Consider the following 20,305-nt stretch of genomic DNA (forward strand, 5'->3'; position numbering starts at 1 on the left):
ATCTGCATGCGACGAAAGCCTATCTGCAGCAATGGGGCAAACCGCTGGCTTTCTATAGCGACAAGCATGGTGTTTTTCGTTCGACCCATGCGTCGGAGAAGGACCGGACGAGCGGCCTGACGCAGTTCGGTCGGGCGCTTTATGAGTTGAACATCGACATCATCTGCGCCAACACTCCGCAGGCCAAGGGCCGTGTGGAACGTGCCAATCAGACATTGCAGGATCGGTTGGTGAAGGAGATGCGGCTTCGTGGCATCGATACGATCGAGGCGGCCAACGCCTATGCATCAGAATTCATTGCGGATTTCAATTACCGTTTTGGCAAACCGCCACGCAATCCGAAGGACATGCACCGGCCGCTTGCCGCGCATGAGAATCTCGATGGCGCCATGTGCCGGAAGGAAGTCCGCACGCTGTCGCAGTCGCTGACGCTCCGTTACGACAAGGTCTTGTTCATTCTCGATCCGACGGAGCGGGCCAAAGGGCTGGCGGGAAAGAAGGTCGTTGTCTGCGACTACCCGGACGGCCGCCTCGAGATCATGCACGAGAGCTTCACCCTCCCCTACAGAACCTTCGACAAGTTGCGGTCGGTCCACCGGGCAGAGGTTGTCGAGAACAAGCGTCTCGACGACATGCTTTCCGTCGTCGCTGAGCTGCAGGCTGGGCGGGAACAGCAGCGCAGCAAGAGCGGCCCCCGCCGCACCGGCCAGACGGATCATATGTTCGGTATTCCCGATGGCAGCCAGGGCAATGGTTATCAGAAGCGTGGCCGCAAGCCTGGCCGGCGGACGGACTTCATGAATGATCCGGAGGTCATCGCAAAAAGGCAGAAGGCGCTGGCACGGCTGGAGGCAGCGGAATAAATCGGGCACTCATAGTCTCAAAGCTAAAGCCGAAGGGGTGCTCCTCACCCGCCCCCTCCCTTCCCTTGCAACCCGGCCCAGCCGGTCCGGTCGGGGGCTTGCCTCAGCGCAAGTGGACATGCCGAGTGTCGCATTTCTAAATGGCTGACAGCGTTGCGCATCTAATCAGCTTTGACATCCATTGTAAGGGGGGTGGGTTCAAGGATGAAGTGCGACTTGCAATAGATAACAACGGCTTATCCTTGCAAGGAACGAGACATGAAACGCACCTACTCCCAGATCGATATCGATGAACGCCGCAAGATTGCCCGCTGGCGGATGGCCGGCATCGCTCGACGCATAGACGAAGATCTCTGGCCTGAAGGGATATACCTCCTCTTATCCGACTATGACGTGCGGCACGAAACGCGACAAGTTCGCGGTTATGCGCGAGCGGTCCTCGCGGACCGCAAGACCGCAGGCGCGATCACCGACGATCCAGCTGCCGAGCACGGCGAAGCCGCCATCGCTTTCGAAAAGCGGGGCATAGGCCTGGACGATGAAGCCTTCGTCGCCGTAGTCGCCCGGGGCGGAAATCAATTCCCGGCCATCTCGGAATATCGTGACGTTCTCGCCTTCTCGCGACAGCAGTGGTTTGCGCACATAGTCGCTCAAACTCGAGGCCGCCGGGTCGTCTGCGAAATAGCTAGCCAGCAGGTTGGGATGATTGGGGTGGCGCTGCCAGAGCAGAGGCAGAAGCCCTTTGTTGGAAAGCACGGCCTTCCAGGCGGGCTCGACGAAAACATCGCCCGAGCGCACGAGGTCGCGGGCGAACGGCTCGCGCAGCATGAATTCCCACGGATACAGCTTGAAGCAGCGGTCGATCACCCGATCCTTGAGATCGGTGTAACGGCCCTGTGCATCGATGCCGATCTCGCGGATGTCCAGAAGCTCGACACGATGGCCGGCCTGCACCGCACAGTCCATCAGATATACCGTCGTGCCGCGATCCTCCTCATTGTCGGTCATCGCCGCGAAGTGGAAGATCGGCTCTTTGGGAAATTGCTCGAACGCCTCAACGAGGCTTTCCTGCAGGGAATTGTACTGGTCCGCGTCCTTGGGCAGGATACCCAAAGCCACCTGGTCGGTCAGCCAGTTGAACTGGAAATAGGCTGTCTCAAACACCGAAGTGGGAGTATCGGCGTTATATTCGAGCAACTTAACCGGGCCAGTGCCGTCGTAAGCAAGATCGAACCGGCCGTAGAGGTGCCGGTCGCGGCGCTGCCAGGAGCGCTGCACCACATCGCGCAGGTCCTCCGGAATGGCCAGCCTGTCGAGCGTCTCTTCGCTTCCGACGATATCACCGACCAGATCCATGCACATGTCGTGCAGTTCCTGGCTCGGTTCTTCAATCCGTGTCTCGATCTCATCGAGCGTGAATGTATAGGCGGCATCGTCGAGCCAGTAGGGTTCGCCATACATGACGTGAAACCCGAAGCCGACGGCGCGCGCCTTGTCAAGCCAATCAGGACGCGCCGGAAGGGTGATGCGCTTCATGTCAGCCGCCGAAACTGAAGGACGAACGGCCCCCGAAGCCTTGACGGGCAACGGTGCGGGTGTTGACGTTGACCGGCTTAACAGTCTGACGCGAGGGCGCGATCGCGGTGTCGTTGCCGCCCGAGCGAACAGTCGTTGTCACCGTTTGCCCCGAGCGATTGCGATAAATCGGTGTCGAGCCGTAGGAGCCACTCTCCTCCTGGCGCCGGCGATAATTGTAATAGTCGCCGATGTTGTTCAGTGCGGAAGACAGCACGTAGCCTGTCAGGAACGGCACGAAAAAGCTGCCGCCTCCGCCGGTATTGTTGGGGACGGCACTGGCCGACTGTTCCGTGCACTGGCCCGAGCCGTATTCGGCCTCGCAGGCGGCCATGCCGTTGAAACGCGGCGCGGCGGCGAGATGGGCCCGCATGGCATCCTGATAGCCGGCCTGGCAGACCTGCCGGTCCATGCCGGAAGTCACGCATTGGTCGACGGAGGTGAACATTGTCTCCGAAGGAGTCTGATCGCCGCAACCGGACAGCGCCAGGGTCGAGGCAGCAATAGTGCCGAGGGCCAGGAAAGGTCGTTTGTGCCCGCTCTTACGTCTGCGCATCATTCCCTCCCCTCAATAGGTCATGCAGGCGGCGTTGAGAATACCGATGACCAGCGCGATGCCGCTGCCCCATATGCCCGCGGCGATATTGCCGGCAGTGATCTTTTCATGCAGATCCGTCATGGTGAAATTCGCAATATAGTAAGCCAGGATCTGCGCCAGAATGCCGACCACCGCCCATATGATGTAATCGACGATGCTGACCGAATTGGCTGCGGCCGAAGCCAGAGGTAGGCTGAAACCAACAAGCGCGCCCAAAAATGCCGTGACGGCGGCAAGATTGCCTGCGCGAATGAGTTGGACTTCCTTCTGCGGCGTCAGGAACGTGTAGATCACCGCGAAAACGCCGTAAGCGGCAAGACCAACGGCGAAATAGCCGAGGAAGGCAGGCAGACCCGCCACGTAATCGAGCATTGAAAAAGTCCTCCGTTGAAAATTGACAGGGTCTATCAGACGCGGCGAACATCGGCCGGAGCGAGTCCGTAGCCGATCAGAAATTCCACCGAGCTGCCTGCCTGGCTCTGTCCGAGATCGAGGTCGCGCTCGACATTGATCAAAAGCATTTCGCGCGTCGAGCCAAGCGGGCGATAATACAGCATGCAGGTCTGGTGAATGGAGCGCTGCGCCTCACCGTCGTCGACCTTCTCGACAAACTCCGCCAATGGGGTGCGCTCCGGGCCCTCGCCCCAGAAGCGGCTATAGAGGATGCCATCGGCATCGTAGCTTGGCTGACCGATCAGCCCGTCCGGCCCGGTCCAGCGGTTCCATTCGCCCTGCCCGGCAGGCACGACGCTGTCCCAGGGCTGATAAAAGCTGATGTCGTCGACATCACCCGGCTGGCCCGACGTCGACATCACCTGAATCATCCGATGGTCCTCATCGTAGTAGCGCGACAGAACCGTCGCGGCATCGAGCGAAACCTCACCGTAGGCGACGATGATGAACGGGCCGCTCCGTGGCAGCGGCATCGCCGGCTGGCCGGCCAAAGCCTCGGCTTCGAGGGAGAGGAAATCGATGTCCAACGCCCCCCCGATGGCGGCGCTCAACGGGCCAAGTTCTTTGGGTAAGGGCCTTTCGTTCTTGTCTCTGCCGAACCAGCTGATCATGATACGTCTCCCATTCGAGCCCAAGCGATGGCAGCGGGATCTAGCCGCATTCCGCTGATGTAGTAAAGGGTCTCGCCGCCCCGCATCAGTGTCTCGTCCTGGCAATTGAGGTCGGTCATGCCCTGGCTCAGCATGCCCACCAGCGTCACATTATGCTGACGCTTGAGCCTTAAAAACACGTCCCCATAGAGTAGCGGCGTTTGCAAAGGCGGTACCGGCAGCGAAAACGCCGTGTCGGTGGAAGCGGCCGACAGCAGCCGTGCGGCGATTTCCGAAGAGCCTGGATCACGAGCGGAACGCGACAGCAGCTCCTCGGCGAGCGAGCCCACCGCCTCGACGCGCGGCCGGCGTTGTTTGACCATCTGTGCCGTGCGGTCGTCGGCGAAATAGGCCACGATATGGGCATTGGGCGCGTGGTCTTCGGCAATCAGCACGGCGGCCAGCGTCTCGTCGTCATTTGCACCGCGCGCGATGATCGCGCGCGCCTGGGCCACTCCGGCCCGCACCAGAGCGTCGGCATCGGCAAGCCGCTCGGTTCTGATATAGTCGGCGTAATTGCTGGCGGGATTTTCCGGCAGGTCCTTGGCAACCAGAACACTCATCGGTTCGTTGGCCTGTCGTTCGGCATGCAGCAGCCGCAGCGTCTGGTATGTCTGCCCCTCTTGCCAGCCCAGGACGATGATATGGCCGGCGCGTTCGCTGTAATCACCCAATCCGCGCATGCGGTTTCTCCAGATCGTACCGATATTTGTCAACAACTTGCCAAGAACAGCGGTGAAGATGGCAATGCCGCCGGGAAGAACGAACAGGACGGCAATTAATCGGCCGAGCCCCGATTTTGGAGAAAGATCTCCATAGCCGACAGTCGTTGCCGTCACCATATAGTAATAAAGAAAGTCGACCGGATTACCGACCAGATCGACTTCGCCGGCGAGCATGAAGAGCAGATAAGAAGCGACCAGGTGGATCACGAGGATAACAAAAAGGGCTGACCAGGCCAATTCGCTGAGCGAGAGATATACACGCCGCATCAATGAAGCGATAAATGGCAAGCGATTCGCCCCCGTTCCCAACGCGTACCCTAGCGAAATTTATTTAGCGCACCAGATCTTTAAGTTGCAAACCGATTACCCAAATATTTTGACGTTCCAACCGATGGAGGACTTTTTGGAGACCTGGAACCTCACCACTTTAACGCGCCTGTTCGCCGCCGATCCCGACGCACTGGGTGATGTGGATGTAGCCGTACCCGAACAGGGCGACGTCATATGCGTGACTCTGAAGGAAAAAGGCGATCTCGACGTCTTCGTCGCGGTAAGCGGGGAGCGCGACATCCTAGTCAGCGCTGTTCTGGTGCCGTGCAAGGACGTGTCCAATCGAGAAGCCTTCGAACGTATGGTGCTGAAGACCCATAAGTTCGTGCCGCTCTCCAGCTTCGGCATCACCACGATCGACGGTGAGGAATGGTATGAATTGTTCGGCTCGCTGTCAGCACGCTCGCCGGCCGAGACGGTGGTAGAGGAAGTCGCGATTCTGGCTGCCAATGCCGTCGATGCGGCACATATGATTGAAGAATGGAAAAGCGGGGAGATTGCAGCATGAGCACATGGGGAAAGATTTTCACCGCCATTCGCGGCGGCATCAACGAGGCAGCGGAAGCGGCCGCCGACAGCCAGTCCATGCGCATTCTTGACCAAGAAATCCGCGACGCAGAACAGTCGCTGCGCAGTGCGCGATCCGATCTGGCCGGCATCATGGCTTCCAACAAGAGCGTCATGCGCCGACTTGAAGAAAACCGCGCGAAGGAGACGAAGGATACCGACAGCGCTCGCGCCGCGATCTCCGCGGGCCGCACGGATCTGGCTCAGGGTCTCGCTCAGCGTATCGCCAGTATCCGTGGCGAAGTGCAGCGCGATCAGGAAGAGCTCGATCGGCTGCTGCCCCGCCAGCAGCAGATGCTGCGCACGATCCAGGAGACCGAAGCGCGCATTGCTCAGATGAAGCGTGAGGTGGAGAATGTCAAAGCCAACGAGTCGCTGCTGCGCGCTCAGTCGGCGATTGCCCATAGCCAGTCGGGCATCAATACCCGTCTCGGTAGCGCCGTCGAAAGTCTCGAACGCATCAAGAAACGCCAGGAAATCACTGCCGGCCGCATCGAAGCCGGTGCTGAACTGGCCGCGCTGGAAAACGGCAGCGACCTCGATCGTCAACTGCGCGAAGCCGGCATCGGCGGTTCGAGCCACTCGGCCGACGACGTTCTTGCACAGCTGATGGCACCGAAACATTCAGTCGAGCCCATCTTGCTGCCAGCGCCGACCAGCAAAAAAGACTGACAATCCCAGGAGCGGCGGCCCTGCCTGCCATTCCCGCGCGCTTACGGAATTGGAGCGCCGCGACCTAGCCTCTTAAAGCGGTGGGGATCGCAGCATTTCAATCCGCTGCAAGCTGCCCTTGGCAGGCGGTGCCATCGCCGCCTGCCCCGCTTGTTTGGCGCCGGCAGCGAGAAAAGGCACGGTTCCGCGGCCGATACGCCGGATACGCCCGTCAGATCTTGAAATTCGTCGCGACACATGACATATAAAAAGCGACAGATGACGTAGGAGAAAAATCATGGTCGTCGCAGCAAAAGCACCTTCTTCAGCGGCAGGCGGTGGTGAACTGCAAAAAATAGAGGCATTGCTCGGCGGCTCGCGCATTCTGTCGCGCAGCCTGACCAATGCGCTCGACGCCCATGAGCTACTCCTGCACGGCCTGCCTGCAACAGCACTGGATCATCTTGTCGGTACTCTCGTCGTCCTCGGCAAGAACGAGTCCCTCGAAAAGGCGGTGGGCATGAGCTTGCGCACCTGGCAGCGGCGGAAGGATACGCCTTCCAAGCCGCTCAGCCAGGAACAGAGCGGCCGCGCGTGGAAATTCGCCGAGATTCTCACAAAGGCAACGGATATCTTCGGATCGCAGGCGGAAGCCGAACAATGGCTGGAGCGTCCGGCGGTCGGACTTGAGCAGCGCCGCCCGATCGATCTTCTCGGGACGCCCGCCGGCGTCGAGCTTGTCGAAGATCATCTCGATCGCATGGAATACGGCGTCTATGCATGACCCTTTTGCCGATAGCGCTCGGCGGGGCCGAGCTGGTCGCGTGGCGGCTCGATCAGGCCGTCCATGCGCCGACTTGGGATAGCGGAGAAGGCGCCTATCGGGTTGGCGGCCGCTGGAGCAGCAAGGGGGTTCGCGCGGTCTACTGCTCGCTCGATCCCGCGACGGCGATCCTTGAAGTCGCGGTCCACAAGGGGTTCCGGGCGCTCGACACCGTGGCGCACAGGATGACGGCAGCTGTCATTGCCGATGCTGGCGATATCCATGTTGTCGATCCGGGAAACGTGCCCAATCCCAACTGGTTGCGCCCGGGCATTCCCAGCGCCGGACAGCAAGCCTTCGGAGACGATTTGCTTCGACAGCATCGTTTTGTGGCGATCCCGAGCGCGGTCTCGCGGCATAGCTGGAACCTGATTTTTCTGGCAGGCGGCGCGACGGGCGCCTATGCGCTGAAGTTCCAGGAGGCTTTTGCCCTCGATACACGGCTGCATCCGCCCACGTCATGAACGTCTTGGAGCCACGGGAATATTTGGAAGGGACCGAATCTCAATGTCAAATATTGACATCGCGACCCGGATGCAGAACAATTTCAGGAATTTGATAAGGAGGGTGCTACGTGACCAGCAGCCTGCATGTAAGCTTGCCCGATGAAATGCGCGCCTTCGTCGATATGCGCGCCAACGGGGAGAGCCAGTACACGACGCCGAGCGAATATGTACGCGCCCTTATTCGCGAAGATATGGCACGCGAAGAAGATCGCCGCTATGCCATCCGCTCGCTGCTGCGGGCGGAAGAGGAATTCCGGCGCGGAGAGATGCTGCCCCTTTCTGCTCTGGATGCTATCGACGCGGAGCTGGATGAAGAACTGCGCTAGTGGCTCCTCGCGTTCTCATCCTGCCGACCGCCCTTGATAACTACCGTCTGGCAGTCCGCGAAACGGCGCGAAAATGGTCCATCGAACAGGCGAAAGCATATAGCCGCTTGCTGCGGGCGGGATTTGAAGGCATCCCCGAAGCCTATGCCCGCGTAAGGATAAAGAAAGACGAGCGCGCCAGGAATTCGCTCTTCCGGCTCCACAAGATAGAACACCATTACGCCGTATACATCGTCGTTGACGACTCAACCTTCGTCATTGCCGCGGTCTTGCATGAGCGGATGGATATTCCCGCACAGCTGAGGACAATCGAACGATTGACCGACAGAGAGTATGCAGCGTTGATGGGACATCCTCGGCTGAAGTCCTGAGGACGGTCGGCCGCGATCACCGGCGGCGCGGCAGCAGATCGAGCAGCAAGCCGCGTTAGATAGGCGAGAGGCGCCCCGCTTACCGAGCGGATAATCGACGCGCAAACGCAGCACGGCATAAAAATGCTCGATCCACCAAGTCGGCTATTCTCACTGTCTCCTAATTGACACCGAGAAATTGCTTCAGTTCCGCAGTCTGCGGATTGGCAAAGACTTCCTCCGGCGGGCCTGCTTCGTGGACTCGGCCCTGGTGCATGAAGACGACGCGGTTGCAGACGTCGCGGGCGAACTTCATCTCGTGCGTCACCATCAGGAGGGTCATTCCCTCGACGGCGAGTTCGCGCACGACGGCCAGAACTTCGGCGACCAGTTCCGGATCGAGTGCGGAGGTGATCTCGTCGCAGAGAAGTGCTGTCGGCTGCATGGCCAGCGCGCGGGCTATGGCGACGCGCTGCTGCTGGCCGCCCGAGAGCTCGTCCGGATAGGCGTCGAACCTGTGGCTTAGCCCCACCCGCTCCAGCATCTTGCGGGCCGTGGCCTCGGCCTCGGCCTTCGGGGTCTTCTTGACCACGGTCTGCGACAGCATGACGTTGCCGCCGACGGTCAGGTGCGGGAAGAGGTTGAACTGCTGAAAGATCATGCCGACCTTGAGGCGCAGTGCCTTCAGATGGACTTCGTCTTCGAGGAGCTGCGCGCCGGCCACGGAGATGGAGCCGTCGGTGATGGTCTCCAGGCCGTTGATGCAGCGAAGCAGGGTCGATTTGCCCGAACCGCTCTTGCCGATAATGGCGATGACTTCGCCGGCCTCCACATCGAGATTGATGCCTTTCAGCACCTCGGTGGTGCCAAAGCTCTTGCGGACTTCAGTGATTTCGATGAGCGACATTGAGCTTCCTTTCCAGGATCTGGCTGCTTTTTGACAAAGGCCAGCAAAGGGCGAAGTAGATGAGAGCGACGAGCCCGTAGACGGTGAAGGGCTGGAAAGTGGCATTGGTGACGACCGTGCCGGCTTTCGACAATTCGACGAAACCGATGATCGAGGTCAGCGCCGTTCCCTTGACGATTTGCACGGAGAAACCGACCGTCGGCGGTATGGCGACCCTCAGCGCCTGGGGCAAGATGACATAACGCATCTGCTGCAGCCGGCCCATGCCGAGGCTGGCAGAGGCTTCCCATTGACCCCGCGCGACCGCCTCGACGCAGCCTCGCCAGATTTCGGCGAAAAACGCGGCACTCCACAGGGTGAGCGCCAATCCCGCAGCAAGCCAGGCCGGCACGTCTATCCCGAAGAGGCCGAGACCGAAAAAGGCGATGAAGAGCTGCATCAGCAGCGGCGTGCCCTGGAAGAGCTCGATGTAATATTTCGCGAGTGCCTTGAATGTCTTGCGCTTGCTGATGCGCAGGAACAGCAGCCCCAGTCCGACCGCGCCGCCGCCGATGAACGAAACGAGCGAAAGCAGGATCGTCCAGCGGGTGGCGAGCAGCAGGTTGCGCAGGATGTCCCAGAGTGTGAACTCGATCATCGTGCTGCTCTCCTCGGGAAAATGAACCCGCCGACCACCCCCAGCAGCTGCCGAAGCAGAATGGCCAGCACAAGGTAGATGGCTGTCGAGACGATGTAGGCTTCGAAGGCGCGGAAGGTTCGCGATTGTATGAAGTTCGCGGCAAAGGTCAGATCCTCAGCGGCGATCTGCGACACCACCGATGAGCCGAGCATGACGATGACGACTTGCGACGACAGCGCCGGCCAGATGCGCTGCAGGGACGGTACGAGAACGACATGCCGGAAGGTTTCGAAGCGCGTCATGGCGAGGCTCTCGCCTGCCTCGAACTGGCCCTTCGGGGTTGCCTGGATGCCCGCGCGGATAATTTCGCAGCTATAGGCGCCGAGGTTGACGACCATCGCGAGGTTGGCAGCCGTCAGTTCGGGAAGCTGCAGGCCGAGCGACGGTAGACCGAAGAAGATGAAAAAGAGCTGGATCAGGAACGGCGTATTGCGGATTAGCTCGACATAGGTCGCAACGACAGGCTTCAGCCAGACCGGGCCGAGTGCCCGCACCCAGGCACAGAAGATCCCGAGCGAAATGCCGAGCACGCCGCCGATCGCGATAAGCTCCAGCGTGATCAGTATGCCCTTGATGATCTCAGGATAATATTCAAACAGCCAGCCGAATTCGAAATGATAACTCAAGGAACTGTCCCCTCTTGCGGTAACGGAGCATCACGTCATCCCGCGTGCGGACGCGGGATGACGTCCGTAAGACCGGGTCCTAGAGATCCGAGGGAAGATCGGCGCCGAGCCACTTCTGCGATATGGCGTTCAGCGCGCCATCGGTTTTTGCGGCGGCGACAATGCCGTTCACCTTCTCCAGAAGGGCTGCCTGTTCCTTGTTGAGGCCGATGTAGCAGGGCGAGTTCTTGATGAGGAACTTCATCTCAGGGCGCTTGGGGGGATTTTTGGCGAGGATCGCAGCGGCCACGACGTTGCCGGTGGCGATGGTGTCGACCTGGCCGGACAGAAAGGCCGAGATAGTGCCATTATTGTCCTCGTAGCGCTTGATCGTCGCGTCGGCCGGCGCGATCTTCGTCAGCTCGAGATCCTCCACGGCGCCGCGCGTGACGCCGATGCTCTTGCCGGCGAGATCTTCCACCTTGGCGATCGAAAGATCGGCCGGTGCGAACACGCCGTTGAAGAAGGGTGCGTAGGCCGTGGTGAAATCGATCACTTTTTCGCGCTCCGCATTCTTGCCGAGGCTTGATATCACCAGATCGACCTTGTTCGTCTGCAGATAGGGGACGCGGTTGGCGCTGGTGACCGGCACGAGTTCGGTCTTGACGCCCAGCTTTTCGGCAATGAGATTAGCCACGTCGATATCATATCCCATCGGCGCCATATCGGTACCGACGCTGCCGAAGGGCGGGAAATCCTGCGGGACCGCGACACGCAGCGTCCCGCGCGCGGTGATGTCGGCGAGAGCATCGGCGTAGGACGCCGAGCCGAAGCCGAAGGTTGCAGCCAGGGTCGCGATTGCGAAGAAGACTCGTCTTGTCAGCATGGTTTAATTGCTCCTTTGAAGTTGTGGTTTTTTGGGTCTGACAGTTGGGAGACCGAGGGCACGGTCTTGGGAGGAAGTGACAGGGAACTGCGCAGTTCCGAGAGCGGATCGGGGCGGGTGGTGAGGTCGAGGCCCATTTCCACTTCGTCCAGATGTTCGATAGAGAGCTCGGCAGCTCTGGCGAAATCGCCCGCTTGCATGGCCTCGAAGATGCGGCAATGCCCGTCATGAGACTGGGCTGCATGAAATTCAGACTGATAGAGCATCGAAATGAGGATCGTCCTCGCGGTGAGATCGCGGAGGATATCGACGATGATGGCGTTACCGCTCAATTCTGCGATGCGGATGTGGAAATCGCCCATCAAATAGGTCAGGCGCTGGCGGTCGCCCGCAGCCATTGCGCTTTTTTCCTCGTTCAAATGCGCGTCGAGCGCTTCCCGTCCCTCGTCTGTCAATACACGCATGCTGCGCAGCAATCCGGCCTCGATGACGCGCCGTGCCTCATAGACCGCGATCGCCTCTTCAGCGGACGGCTCGACGACAAACCAGCCCCGTCTCGGACTGACATGCACGATACCGCGTGTTTCCAGGCGCATCATAGCTTCCCGAACGCGGGTTCGAGACACACTGAAGAGCGTTGCCAGCTGGTTTTCACTAAGACGCGTCCCAGGCCGAATTTTGGCTGAAAGAATCCCGGAGACGATCGTCTCCTCGATGGTCTTCTGCGTGCTCTCAGATGTGTGGCTATCTTGCATACAAGACAGGAAAGCAAAGCTCGTGCCAAAATCCTGTGTTCAGGATTTCCAAGATGTCTCGGATCCCTCCCCTGGAATTTGCACGCTGGGAATGCAGACTGAGCGCAAATTGAGCGAGTGCCTGCAATTCCCTGCGAACCCCGATCAGCGTCGGCAGAAGGCCGACAAAGCCCCTGCCCTCTCGAAAAGCTGCTTGCGGCAAGAGCGGTTCGGCTTATATAGTCATTATAGTCATTATAGTCAGGATATAGCGAATGCAGCCGTCACGACCAGAGGATAAAAGTTGGACCGTCGCCAGTGCGAAGGCGAAGCTGTCTGAGGTTATCGAACGTGCGCAAGCTACGCCGCAAACGATCATGCGTAATGGCAAACCAAGCGTCGTCGTCGTTTCGGCCGAGGAATGGCAGCGGAAGACCGCGCGCAAGGGCACCCTTGCAGAGTTTCTTATGCAATCGCCGCTGCGTGGTGCCAATCTGGATCTCGAACGTCAACGCGACGAACCGCGTGATCTCCAGCTGTGAGACTTCTGCTGGACACCAATGTGCTTTCCGAGGTGACAAGGCCGCGCCCCGATGCACGTGTCCTACAATGGCTGGACAGTCTCGACGAGGATCGCTCATTCATCAGCACCGTATCGATCGCGGAGATCCGGCGTGGTGTTGCATTGATGGAAAGCGGGCGGAAGCGCGACGCGCTGGCTGAATGGCTTGCCCAGGATCTGCCGCAGCGCTTCGAGCAGCGCGTCATCCCTGTGGACCAGCCGGTTACGATAGCCTGGGGCGACCTGATGGGGCTCGCAAAGCGAAGCGGACGCGGCTTGTCGTCAATGGACGGCTTGATTGCCGCCACCGCGATTGCTCACGATCTCACTCTCGCCACTCGCAATATAAAGGATTTCGAGGGTTTTGGGCTCGAGCTTGTCGACCCTTGGATAGAGCGCCCATGACAATCCGCAGAGCGGACCGTCACGGGATCTTTCATTTCGCCTAATTGAAACTCGAGGTCTTGAGGAATTCCGCGAGCCGTTCGGTCTTCGGATGCACGAACATGTCCTTCGGATCGCCCTCCTCGCAGATGACGCCCTGGTTCATGAAGATGACGCGTGACGAAACGTCGTAGGCAAAGCGCATCTCGTGGGTGACGAGCAGCATGGTCATACCGTCGGCGGCAAGCCCCTTGATGACCTGGAGCACTTCGCCCACCAGTTCCGGGTCAAGCGCGGAGGTCACTTCGTCGAACAGCATCAGTCTCGGCGACATGGCGATGGCGCGGGCGATCGCGACGCGCTGCTGCTGGCCGCCGGACAGCTGCCCGGGATAATGGTTCGAGCGGGCGGAAAGGCCGACACGATCGAGCCATTTTTCCGCGATGGCGCGGGCATCCGGCTTGGTCATTTTCTTCACCTTGACGAGGCCGAGCATGACGTTTTCAGCGGCGCTCATATGCGGGAAGAGATTGAACTGCTGAAACGCCATGCCGGTCAACGCGCGCTGGCGCGCAATCTCCTTCTCGCTCTTGCGGCGCCGCGTTGTGCCTTCGGCGCGGTAGCCGATCTCCTCGCCATCGAGGCTGATCGTGCCGCCCTGGAATTCTTCGAGCATGTTGATGCAGCGCAGCAAGGTGGTCTTTCCGGAACCGGACGAGCCGATGATGGAAATGACTTCGCCCTCCTCAACGGCGCAATCGACGCCCTTGAGGACTTCGTGGATGCCGTAAGTCTTGCGCAGACCCTGGATGTCGAGAATGGTCTTGGCCATCGGGGTGTCTCCTCAGGACGGCAGGGCGGTCTTGCGCTCGACATATTTGCCGAAGTGCTCGATGCCGTAGTTGATGATGAAATAGAGACCACCAGCCAGGAAATAGAACTGGAGGCTCATGAAATTGCGGGAGATGATCTCTTGCGTGCGCAGGAGAAGCTCCGCCACGCCGATGACGGAGAGCAGCGTCGAGGCCTTCACCATCTCGGCCGCCGTATTCACCCAGGCCGGCAGGCACTGGCGCATGGCCTGCGGCCACAGCACCGAGGTGAAGGTCTGGGTAAAGGTCAGGCCGATCGCCTTGGCGGCTTCGGTCTGCCCCTTCGGGATTGCCTGAAGCGCCCCGCGCACGATTTCGCCGACATGGGAGGAGCAGAAGATGGCAAGGGCGAGCACGCCGGCAGAGAACGGCCCGAGATCGAGGCCGACGGCGGCGGAGACATAGTAGCTCGCCAGCACCAGCACGAGCACCGGCGTGCCGCGGATGATGTCCGTATAGGCGCGCACGGCCAGACGCAAAACAACGCCGCCATAGACGAGCGCCAAACCGACGAAAACGCCGAGTATGGAACCCGCGAGGATGGCCAGCAGGGAGATCGACACGGTCACGCCGATGCCATTCATGATGACGTAGCGGGCGATCCAGAGTTGTTCGAGAAAGGTGTGGGACATCAGGTCTATCTCGGCAGGGCCAGACGGCGCTCGACGAAGCGCATCACGGCGGCGATGAGGAAACAGGTCGCGACATAGAGTGCGGATGTGACCATCCAGGTCTCTATGACGCGGAAGCTCTCGACATTGATCTTGCGGGCGGCGAAGGTCAGTTCCGGCACGGCGATGGCGGCGGCGAGCGAGGTGTCCTTGAAGAGCGAGATGATCGTCGAGGACAGCGATGGCAGCACGTTGCGCAGCATCAGCGGAGCGATGATGGAGCCACGGATCTGCATCCCCGTCAGGCCGATGGCAAGCCCCGCTTCCGTCAACCCTCTCGGAATAGACAGCAGCCCGGCACGGAACACCTCGGCCAGATAGGCGCCGGAATAAAGCGACAGAACCAGGACGAAGCTTTTTATCTTGTCGAGGCGCAAGCCCATCTGCGGCAGCGCGAAAAAGACGAAAAGCACCAGGACGAGAATCGGCAGGTTGCGAATGACAGTGACATAGACCCGCGCCGGCACGATCGCAAAGCGGCTTTTGGACGTCAGCGCGAAGGCCACCACAAGGCCGATCGCGGCCCCGATCAGGATCGAGATCACGGCAAGGCCGAGGCTGAGCGCAAGCCCGCTCAAAAGAAAATCGAAATTGCGCCAGACGGCAGCGAAATTCAACGTGTAACCCATACGGGCCGCCCTTTCAGACCAGAGCATGATGCCGAAAAGTGCGAGCGGTTTTCGGCATCATGCTCTCACTCTTTAAATGCAGAGCGGGAAACATGTCCCGCTCCGCATGGCTGTTACTTGAACTCGACCGGGAAGCCGATCTGCGGCGGCGTCAGATCTTTGCCGAACCAGGTCTTGAAGGACTTGGCGTAAAAGTCGAATTCAACGCCGGTCATGGCTTCGTGCAGGGCGGTGTTGACGAAGTTCAGCCAATCCTGATCGCCGCGCTTGACGCCGCAGGCGTAGGTCTGCGGGTTCCAGCCGTAGCCGGCATCTTTATAGCGGCCCGGGTTCTGCGTCATGTACCAGGCGAGCGACGACTGGTCCGTGGCGACTGCATCGGCGCGTCCCGATTCCAGCGCCTGATAGATCAGGTCGACGGAATCGTATTGGTCGACGGTCGCCTCCGGCAAGGCCGCATGCACCATTGCCTCGGCATAAACGTTTTGAAGAACCGAGATGGTGACGGAGGAGCCGGCCGCCTTGAGGGTGGCGTAGTCGGCATATTTGCCATCCGCCTTGAGCATCAGGCCGACACCCTCGCGATAATAAGGAATGGTGAAGGCAACCTGCTGGGCGCGCTCGCCGGTAACAGTCATGAACTGGCAGGTGATGTCGACTTTGTCGGTGGTGATGTTCGGGATGCGGGCGTCGGAGGACTGGTTCACATACTCGATCTTTTCGGGATCACCGAAGAGCGCCTTGGCGATGATGTGGCCCATGTCGACGTCGAATCCCTGAAGCTTGTCGTCGGCGCTCTTGAAGTGCCAAGGTGCATTGGTGCTGCCCGTGCCGAGGACGAGATGGCCGCGGGCCAGCACTTCATCGAGCTTGCTGCCTTCGGCCAGCGCAGGCGTGGACAACAGAGCGGCGACGGCCAGCGACATCACGCCGGTGCGAAAGGAAATGGTCATGGCGTTCCCCTTATGGATGGTTCCTATTGTTCCAGTATAATGGACGCATATCTGTTTTACTGGAACAATGTTATGAAGTGCCATCAAGGATGAATTGTCAATGGGTCATGCTGAAAAAACGCGCAGCGGCGCGCGTGGCGATTTTTTCGGCAGTGCAGGATGTATAGGCAGGTTCGACAAACATGCTGTGATGTTTTCCGACGATCTCCCTCAACTCGTAACCAAGCGCCCTGCAGAAGCTTTCGTTTGCGGTGAGGATATCGCCCGATAATCAAACTCGATCATGGCTTGCGAATTCGACAGAGCCGCAAGAACCTCGACAGCACCTGCACCAAGATCAAGAATACTCACGCGCGACGCGCGCGTCCGACGTGACATCGTTGGGATCGAGCCCCTTCGCCTCGAGCACGAAGGAACCAGACGATCGTCGGCCAGGAATTCGCTGGCCGTGGTCGTCGCCATCCGGTCGCGAAAATAGGCAAATTTCTTCGTCCGCCGCGTCGGTCGCTTCCGTCAACTCGTCGCCTTCGAGATATCGGATCTTGTCCTGCTTGCAGTAGGTTGCATAGTCGTCGGAGAAACGGTCACGTCACCATTGCTGTCGAAGTTGATGGCTTCGGCGACTAACCGGTCATCATCGAGGCTGTTGTAATTGCTTCGAGTCCGAGCATCGCTTGCCAGGATTTTTCGAATGCGCTTTAGGCGGCGCCGACGCCTGCGGCAAAGATGGCAATGCAGCGGCGAAGATGGGCAAACAGTTGAGCCCGATCGGGCCAGGCCCGCGCGCGCCCTTCCGGCGGACCCATGCCGCCGAGGATCATATCCATCAGCATCCGGGCTCCGCTCGCCGTATCGTCCAGCGTCAATCTGCCTTCCGACCGGCGTTCGCTCAACCAGTCGGCGAGATTCTGGTGGCTGGCAAGCATGCCTTTGCGCTGCAGGATATCGACAAGTTCCGGAAATTGCGCCGCTTCGCGAAAGACGAGCTGCAGGAAGCCGGTGCGATCGGCATCCTTGTCCTCATCCATATCGATCATGAAGATACGTTCGAGGCTCGCGGCGATCGAGATATCTTCAGCAGGCCTGGGCAGATCGAGCATCAGGCGTCGATGCGCGCCGACCACGGCAGCAAACAACTCTTCCTTGCTCTGAAACAGCTTATAGAGCGTCTGCTTCGAAACGCCCGCCTCGGAGGCGACGATCGCGGTCGTGCTTCCGGCATAACCGTATTTGACGAAAACGCGGCCGGCGACTTCAACGATATGCGCCCGCTTGTCCTCGTCGCTGGAAACTTTCGGCCGGCCCCGCTTGCGCGGCTCAGCCGCAGTCTCGTCGACAATATCCATGATGGTCTCTAGACCACTCTGCCGAAACGCGTAGCGACGACCTGAGAACGTAGACTACGATTTCTGAGGGATAGTGTTCTCGGTTGTGGCATTAGTGATTTCGATTTAAAGAACTAATCAGTTCTGCAATACGCGTTGCGTCCCCACCTCCCTAGCGATGGAGCGCTTATGACGACCATTTCTGCTGCAACATCAGTCTCTTCCTATTTCTATAGCAAGCGCCCGACATCCGCGTCCCAGAACATCTTATCCTCTAATACGGTTTCGTCGGCAAAAGCAACCAAAAGCGGGCAGCTCGACGGAGACACGTCGAGCAGCGCCGATCCGATATGACGTTGGTATCGAGAAAGATCAAAGTTCGATGCCTTGTTTGCCCGCCTGTCCTCTTTGATAACTGATTCAAGGTCGATATCCGTGCCGCTTTGCTGCAGAAGACGAGCATAGAAGGTCGTGGCTGCCTCGCGGCCGGCTTCCCGTATTTCATGCGATTCGAGAGCCCACTCAACGATGTCAGCTATTGAGCGATTTTCGCGCCGGGCAAAGCCGATGCGCAAGATCGCGTGCCTTCGCACTGTACGGAAAGTTGAGGTTCAGCCATGTCAGTCTCCTCTCACCTGTATATAGCATCAGTCAGCCATCAACATGGCAACTGATGGCTTGATACCACAAGTAGTCAGGGTCCTGATTTTGTTCCGATGTCTAAAAGAATTAACCATATCTCAGTGGTCTTACGAAATAATGCCATACGTAGATCAGGCATCTCGAAGCAGAGAGGCCAAAAGTTATTTGGAGACAGTCTTGGCACTTACCATTGCTCGTAGTCTAGTGGCGTTTGGTGTCGCCGTTTCAGCCGGCCTTTTCATGTCGATCGGTTTGCAGCAATCGGCGCTCGAACGGCTGAAAGTCAACGGGCCGGTTTATGAGCAGGTCGTCTACGGCAAAGATTTGATTGCCGATATTCTGCCGCCGCCGCTGTTTGTGGTCGAATCCTACATGCTGTCCTTCGAGGCAAGCAAATTTCCCGAACTCACAGAAACCAATCTTGCCAAGATCGCAAATCTCAAGGCCGCTTACGACGACCGCCGCGCCTATTGGAAAACCACCCGGCTGCCGCAAGCTTTGAAGGACGAGCTTGAAAACGATGTCATCGGCAAGGGCGATACATTCTGGGGGGTGATGAACCGTGAGATCATCCCGGCCCTGAATGCCAAGGATGAAGACAAGGCGCATGGTGCGATCGAGCAGCTGCGCGTCGCCTTCCATTCGCACCAGGATGCAGTCGAGAAGCTCGTTGCCAATTCCGACGCCTTCCTGAAGGGCGAGGAGCGCAATGCTGCCTCGGAGATCGTCACCTGGACGATCTATGCGGGTGCTGCGGGTCTCGGTTCGTTCGGGCTGTTGCTGGTGGGGCTCTATCTCTTGCGTCGCCGAGCAATCGTGCCGCTCGATGGCATGAAGGCCTATATGGGCAACCTTGCCGAAGGCGACTTTTCGACCGAAGTTCCCTATGCCAACCGGTCCGACGAGATCGGAGCCATGTCCAAGGCCGTGGCGGTATTCCGCCACAACGCGCTTGAGCGGCAAGACGCGCAGAAGCGCGAGACCGCACTGCGCGATGCGGAATTTGAGCGCGAACGCAGCCAGCTGGCCGAAAGGGCCGCAGAGGAGCAGATCCGCGAAACGGTGATCGATCGGTTGACATACGGCCTGGAACAGCTGTCGACCGGCAATCTCGATTGCCGGATCACGACGCCGTTCGCCGCCGCCTATGAGACTTTGCGCGCGAAGTTCAACGACAGTATGGACGCGCTTTGCGCTTCGATGGCCGAGATCGCCCAGACCTCCAAGCAAGTGGGCAGTTCCTCGGCCGGCATCACCGATGCAGCCGACAGCCTTGCCTCACGCACGGAACAGCAGGCCGCCATGCTCGAAGAGGCAACAGCCGCGCTCGATGAGATGAATGCCAAGGCGAAGGACGCCTCCGCTCATGCCGGCAAGGCAACCAGCATGATGGCCGAGACGCGCACCAGCGCCGAACATTCGGCCGCCGTCGTTCGCGAAGCCATCGCCGCCATGGAAAGGATCGAAGGCTCGTCCTCCCAGATCGGCGATATCGTCAATGTCATCGATGAAATCGCCTTCCAGACCAATCTTCTGGCGCTCAATGCCGGGGTTGAAGCCGCCCGTGCCGGCGAAGCAGGCAAGGGTTTCGCCGTCGTGGCGCAGGAAGTGCGCGAACTCGCCTTGCGCTCGGCCAACGCCGCCAAGGAGATCAGAGCACTGATTTCCACCTCCTCGTCTCAGGTCTCCACCGGGGTGCAGCTTGTCAATCGCACCGGCAAGGCGCTGCTGGAAATCGAAGGCCAGGTCGAGCAGGTTGCCGGCCTGATCGCCCGTATCGTTTCGGTGTCATCCGAGCAGGCGGTGGCGATCGGCGAGATCAACGCCTCCGTCAACGCCCTCGATCAGGTGACGCAACGCAACGCGGCCATGGCCGTCGAAACCGCCTCGGCCTGCCGGGCGCTCGGCAGCCAAACGCAGACGCTGGAAGGGGTGGTAAACCGCTTTCAGATCGACGCGGGAGCCAGCACCTCAAGACCGCAAAAAGCGGCTTGAGGTGTGATCAGCAGTCGAAACTGACCCCGCCTCGCCTGTCCGAT

General features: G+C 59.5%; 24 protein-coding genes and 5 pseudogenes. 11 read left to right on the top strand and 18 right to left on the bottom strand.

Going from position 1 to position 20,305, the window contains the following annotated elements:
* The coding region (locus FY112_RS31875; protein ID WP_151520209.1) for an ISNCY family transposase at positions 1 to 863 on the top strand (863 nt) is incomplete at its 5' end.
* A gap of 378 nt (positions 864 to 1,241) precedes the next feature.
* On the opposite strand, the gene FY112_RS31885 is transcribed toward FY112_RS31875, so the two are convergent.
* Genes FY112_RS31885 through FY112_RS31905 form a run of 5 tightly spaced genes read right to left on the bottom strand, consistent with a single transcriptional unit; the run spans position 1,242 to position 5,152 of the window.
* Positions 1,242 to 2,399, bottom strand: a complete 1,158-nt coding sequence (locus tag FY112_RS31885; RefSeq protein WP_151520190.1) for a glutathionylspermidine synthase family protein — start codon at positions 2,397 to 2,399, stop codon at positions 1,242 to 1,244.
* A gap of 1 nt (position 2,400) precedes the next feature.
* Entirely contained in the window at positions 2,401 to 2,994 is a 594-nt protein-coding gene (locus tag FY112_RS31890; protein WP_029871133.1) for a DUF1190 domain-containing protein, read from the bottom strand.
* Positions 2,995 to 3,006: 12 nt separating this feature from the next.
* Positions 3,007 to 3,408, bottom strand: coding sequence for a DUF350 domain-containing protein (locus FY112_RS31895; protein WP_151520191.1), 402 nt, complete (start codon positions 3,406 to 3,408; stop codon positions 3,007 to 3,009).
* Between the two features lie 35 nt (positions 3,409 to 3,443).
* The gene (locus FY112_RS31900; RefSeq protein ID WP_131627352.1) at positions 3,444 to 4,100 is read right to left on the bottom strand and encodes a DUF2491 family protein; all 657 of its coding nucleotides are present in this window, start codon (positions 4,098 to 4,100) and stop codon (positions 3,444 to 3,446) included.
* Positions 4,097 to 5,152: an ion channel gene (locus tag FY112_RS31905; protein WP_131627354.1), complete on the bottom strand. Its 1,056-nt coding sequence runs from the start codon at positions 5,150 to 5,152 to the stop codon at positions 4,097 to 4,099. Before FY112_RS31905 ends, FY112_RS31900 begins: the two co-directional genes overlap by 4 nt.
* Before the next feature lie 103 nt (positions 5,153 to 5,255).
* On the opposite strand from FY112_RS31905, the gene FY112_RS31910 reads away from it, so the two are divergent.
* The 6 genes from FY112_RS31910 (at position 5,256) to FY112_RS31935 (ending at position 8,438) form a co-directional block, all read left to right on the top strand.
* Positions 5,256 to 5,702, top strand: a complete 447-nt coding sequence (locus FY112_RS31910) for a YjfI family protein (RefSeq protein WP_029871137.1) — start codon at positions 5,256 to 5,258, stop codon at positions 5,700 to 5,702.
* Positions 5,699 to 6,433: a PspA/IM30 family protein gene (locus FY112_RS31915; protein WP_151520192.1), complete on the top strand. Its 735-nt coding sequence runs from the start codon at positions 5,699 to 5,701 to the stop codon at positions 6,431 to 6,433. Before FY112_RS31910 ends, FY112_RS31915 begins: the two co-directional genes overlap by 4 nt.
* 277 nt (positions 6,434 to 6,710) lie before the next feature.
* Positions 6,711 to 7,196 (top strand): DUF2384 domain-containing protein, encoded by a 486-nt coding sequence (locus FY112_RS31920; protein ID WP_151520193.1) that lies wholly within the window; start codon positions 6,711 to 6,713, stop codon positions 7,194 to 7,196.
* Positions 7,193 to 7,699 (top strand): RES family NAD+ phosphorylase, encoded by a 507-nt coding sequence (locus tag FY112_RS31925; protein ID WP_151520194.1) that lies wholly within the window; start codon positions 7,193 to 7,195, stop codon positions 7,697 to 7,699. The genes FY112_RS31920 and FY112_RS31925 overlap by 4 nt, the downstream gene beginning before the upstream one ends.
* A gap of 110 nt (positions 7,700 to 7,809) precedes the next feature.
* Positions 7,810 to 8,067 carry a CopG family transcriptional regulator gene (locus FY112_RS31930; protein ID WP_151520195.1) on the top strand — a complete coding sequence of 86 codons (258 nt, stop codon included), beginning with the start codon at positions 7,810 to 7,812 and terminating at the stop codon, positions 8,065 to 8,067.
* Positions 8,067 to 8,438 carry a type II toxin-antitoxin system RelE/ParE family toxin gene (locus FY112_RS31935; protein ID WP_151520196.1) on the top strand — a complete coding sequence of 124 codons (372 nt, stop codon included), beginning with the start codon at positions 8,067 to 8,069 and terminating at the stop codon, positions 8,436 to 8,438. Before FY112_RS31930 ends, FY112_RS31935 begins: the two co-directional genes overlap by 1 nt.
* Positions 8,439 to 8,598: 160 nt before the next feature.
* On the opposite strand, the gene FY112_RS31940 is transcribed toward FY112_RS31935, so the two are convergent.
* The 5 genes and pseudogenes from FY112_RS31940 to FY112_RS31960 form a co-directional block, all read right to left on the bottom strand.
* The gene (locus FY112_RS31940) at positions 8,599 to 9,324 is read right to left on the bottom strand and encodes an amino acid ABC transporter ATP-binding protein (RefSeq protein WP_151520197.1); all 726 of its coding nucleotides are present in this window, start codon (positions 9,322 to 9,324) and stop codon (positions 8,599 to 8,601) included.
* Positions 9,302 to 9,961: an amino acid ABC transporter permease gene (locus FY112_RS31945; protein ID WP_151520198.1), complete on the bottom strand. Its 660-nt coding sequence runs from the start codon at positions 9,959 to 9,961 to the stop codon at positions 9,302 to 9,304. Before FY112_RS31945 ends, FY112_RS31940 begins: the two co-directional genes overlap by 23 nt.
* The gene (locus FY112_RS31950; RefSeq protein ID WP_017956571.1) at positions 9,958 to 10,629 is read right to left on the bottom strand and encodes an amino acid ABC transporter permease; all 672 of its coding nucleotides are present in this window, start codon (positions 10,627 to 10,629) and stop codon (positions 9,958 to 9,960) included. Before FY112_RS31950 ends, FY112_RS31945 begins: the two co-directional genes overlap by 4 nt.
* 79 nt (positions 10,630 to 10,708) lie before the next feature.
* Positions 10,709 to 11,494, bottom strand: a complete 786-nt coding sequence (locus tag FY112_RS31955) for a transporter substrate-binding domain-containing protein (RefSeq protein WP_017956572.1) — start codon at positions 11,492 to 11,494, stop codon at positions 10,709 to 10,711.
* Between the two features lie 3 nt (positions 11,495 to 11,497).
* Positions 11,498 to 12,249: pseudogene (locus FY112_RS31960) on the bottom strand (GntR family transcriptional regulator).
* Positions 12,250 to 12,503: 254 nt separating this feature from the next.
* On the opposite strand from FY112_RS31960, the gene FY112_RS31965 reads away from it, so the two are divergent.
* Positions 12,504 to 12,770 carry a type II toxin-antitoxin system Phd/YefM family antitoxin gene (locus FY112_RS31965; RefSeq protein ID WP_151520200.1) on the top strand — a complete coding sequence of 89 codons (267 nt, stop codon included), beginning with the start codon at positions 12,504 to 12,506 and terminating at the stop codon, positions 12,768 to 12,770.
* The gene (locus FY112_RS31970; protein WP_151520201.1) at positions 12,767 to 13,195 is read left to right on the top strand and encodes a type II toxin-antitoxin system VapC family toxin; all 429 of its coding nucleotides are present in this window, start codon (positions 12,767 to 12,769) and stop codon (positions 13,193 to 13,195) included. The genes FY112_RS31965 and FY112_RS31970 overlap by 4 nt, the downstream gene beginning before the upstream one ends.
* Before the next feature lie 40 nt (positions 13,196 to 13,235).
* Here the strand turns inward: FY112_RS31970 and FY112_RS31975 are convergent, their stop codons facing one another.
* From FY112_RS31975 to FY112_RS32005, 7 genes and pseudogenes are all read right to left on the bottom strand, one after another.
* Entirely contained in the window at positions 13,236 to 14,006 is a 771-nt protein-coding gene (locus FY112_RS31975; RefSeq protein ID WP_151520202.1) for an amino acid ABC transporter ATP-binding protein, read from the bottom strand.
* Between the two features lie 12 nt (positions 14,007 to 14,018).
* Entirely contained in the window at positions 14,019 to 14,678 is a 660-nt protein-coding gene (locus FY112_RS31980; RefSeq protein ID WP_011648868.1) for an amino acid ABC transporter permease, read from the bottom strand.
* A gap of 5 nt (positions 14,679 to 14,683) precedes the next feature.
* Complete coding sequence (locus tag FY112_RS31985; protein WP_151520203.1) at positions 14,684 to 15,346, bottom strand: amino acid ABC transporter permease; 663 nt, start codon at positions 15,344 to 15,346, stop codon at positions 14,684 to 14,686.
* 113 nt (positions 15,347 to 15,459) lie between these two features.
* Complete coding sequence (locus tag FY112_RS31990) at positions 15,460 to 16,299, bottom strand: transporter substrate-binding domain-containing protein (RefSeq protein WP_020047059.1); 840 nt, start codon at positions 16,297 to 16,299, stop codon at positions 15,460 to 15,462.
* 163 nt (positions 16,300 to 16,462) lie between these two features.
* Positions 16,463 to 16,677: pseudogene (locus FY112_RS31995) on the bottom strand (PAS domain S-box protein); the annotation flags it as partial.
* Positions 16,664 to 16,992, bottom strand: a pseudogene (locus FY112_RS38655) (flagellar protein); the annotation flags it as partial. The pseudogenes FY112_RS31995 and FY112_RS38655, both read right to left, overlap by 14 nt.
* A 5-nt stretch (positions 16,993 to 16,997) precedes the next feature.
* A complete protein-coding gene (locus tag FY112_RS32005; protein ID WP_017956580.1) occupies positions 16,998 to 17,645 on the bottom strand; it encodes a TetR/AcrR family transcriptional regulator in 648 nt (215 codons plus the stop codon).
* Between the two features lie 168 nt (positions 17,646 to 17,813).
* Between FY112_RS32005 and FY112_RS38305 the strand changes: the two are divergent.
* Positions 17,814 to 17,966, top strand: a pseudogene (locus FY112_RS38305) (EF-hand domain-containing protein); the annotation flags it as partial.
* Between the two features lie 44 nt (positions 17,967 to 18,010).
* On the opposite strand, the pseudogene FY112_RS32015 reads toward FY112_RS38305, so the two are convergent.
* Positions 18,011 to 18,243: pseudogene (locus FY112_RS32015) on the bottom strand (plasmid stabilization protein); the annotation flags it as partial.
* A gap of 200 nt (positions 18,244 to 18,443) precedes the next feature.
* Here FY112_RS32015 and FY112_RS32020 point away from each other — a divergent pair.
* Positions 18,444 to 20,261, top strand: a complete 1,818-nt coding sequence (locus FY112_RS32020) for a HAMP domain-containing methyl-accepting chemotaxis protein (protein WP_026158189.1) — start codon at positions 18,444 to 18,446, stop codon at positions 20,259 to 20,261.
* The last annotated feature ends 44 nt before the right edge of the window (positions 20,262 to 20,305 follow it).

The organism is Rhizobium sp. PEPV16, assembly GCF_008919455.1.
GTDB classification, from domain to species: Bacteria; Pseudomonadota; Alphaproteobacteria; order Rhizobiales; family Rhizobiaceae; genus Rhizobium; species Rhizobium leguminosarum_Q.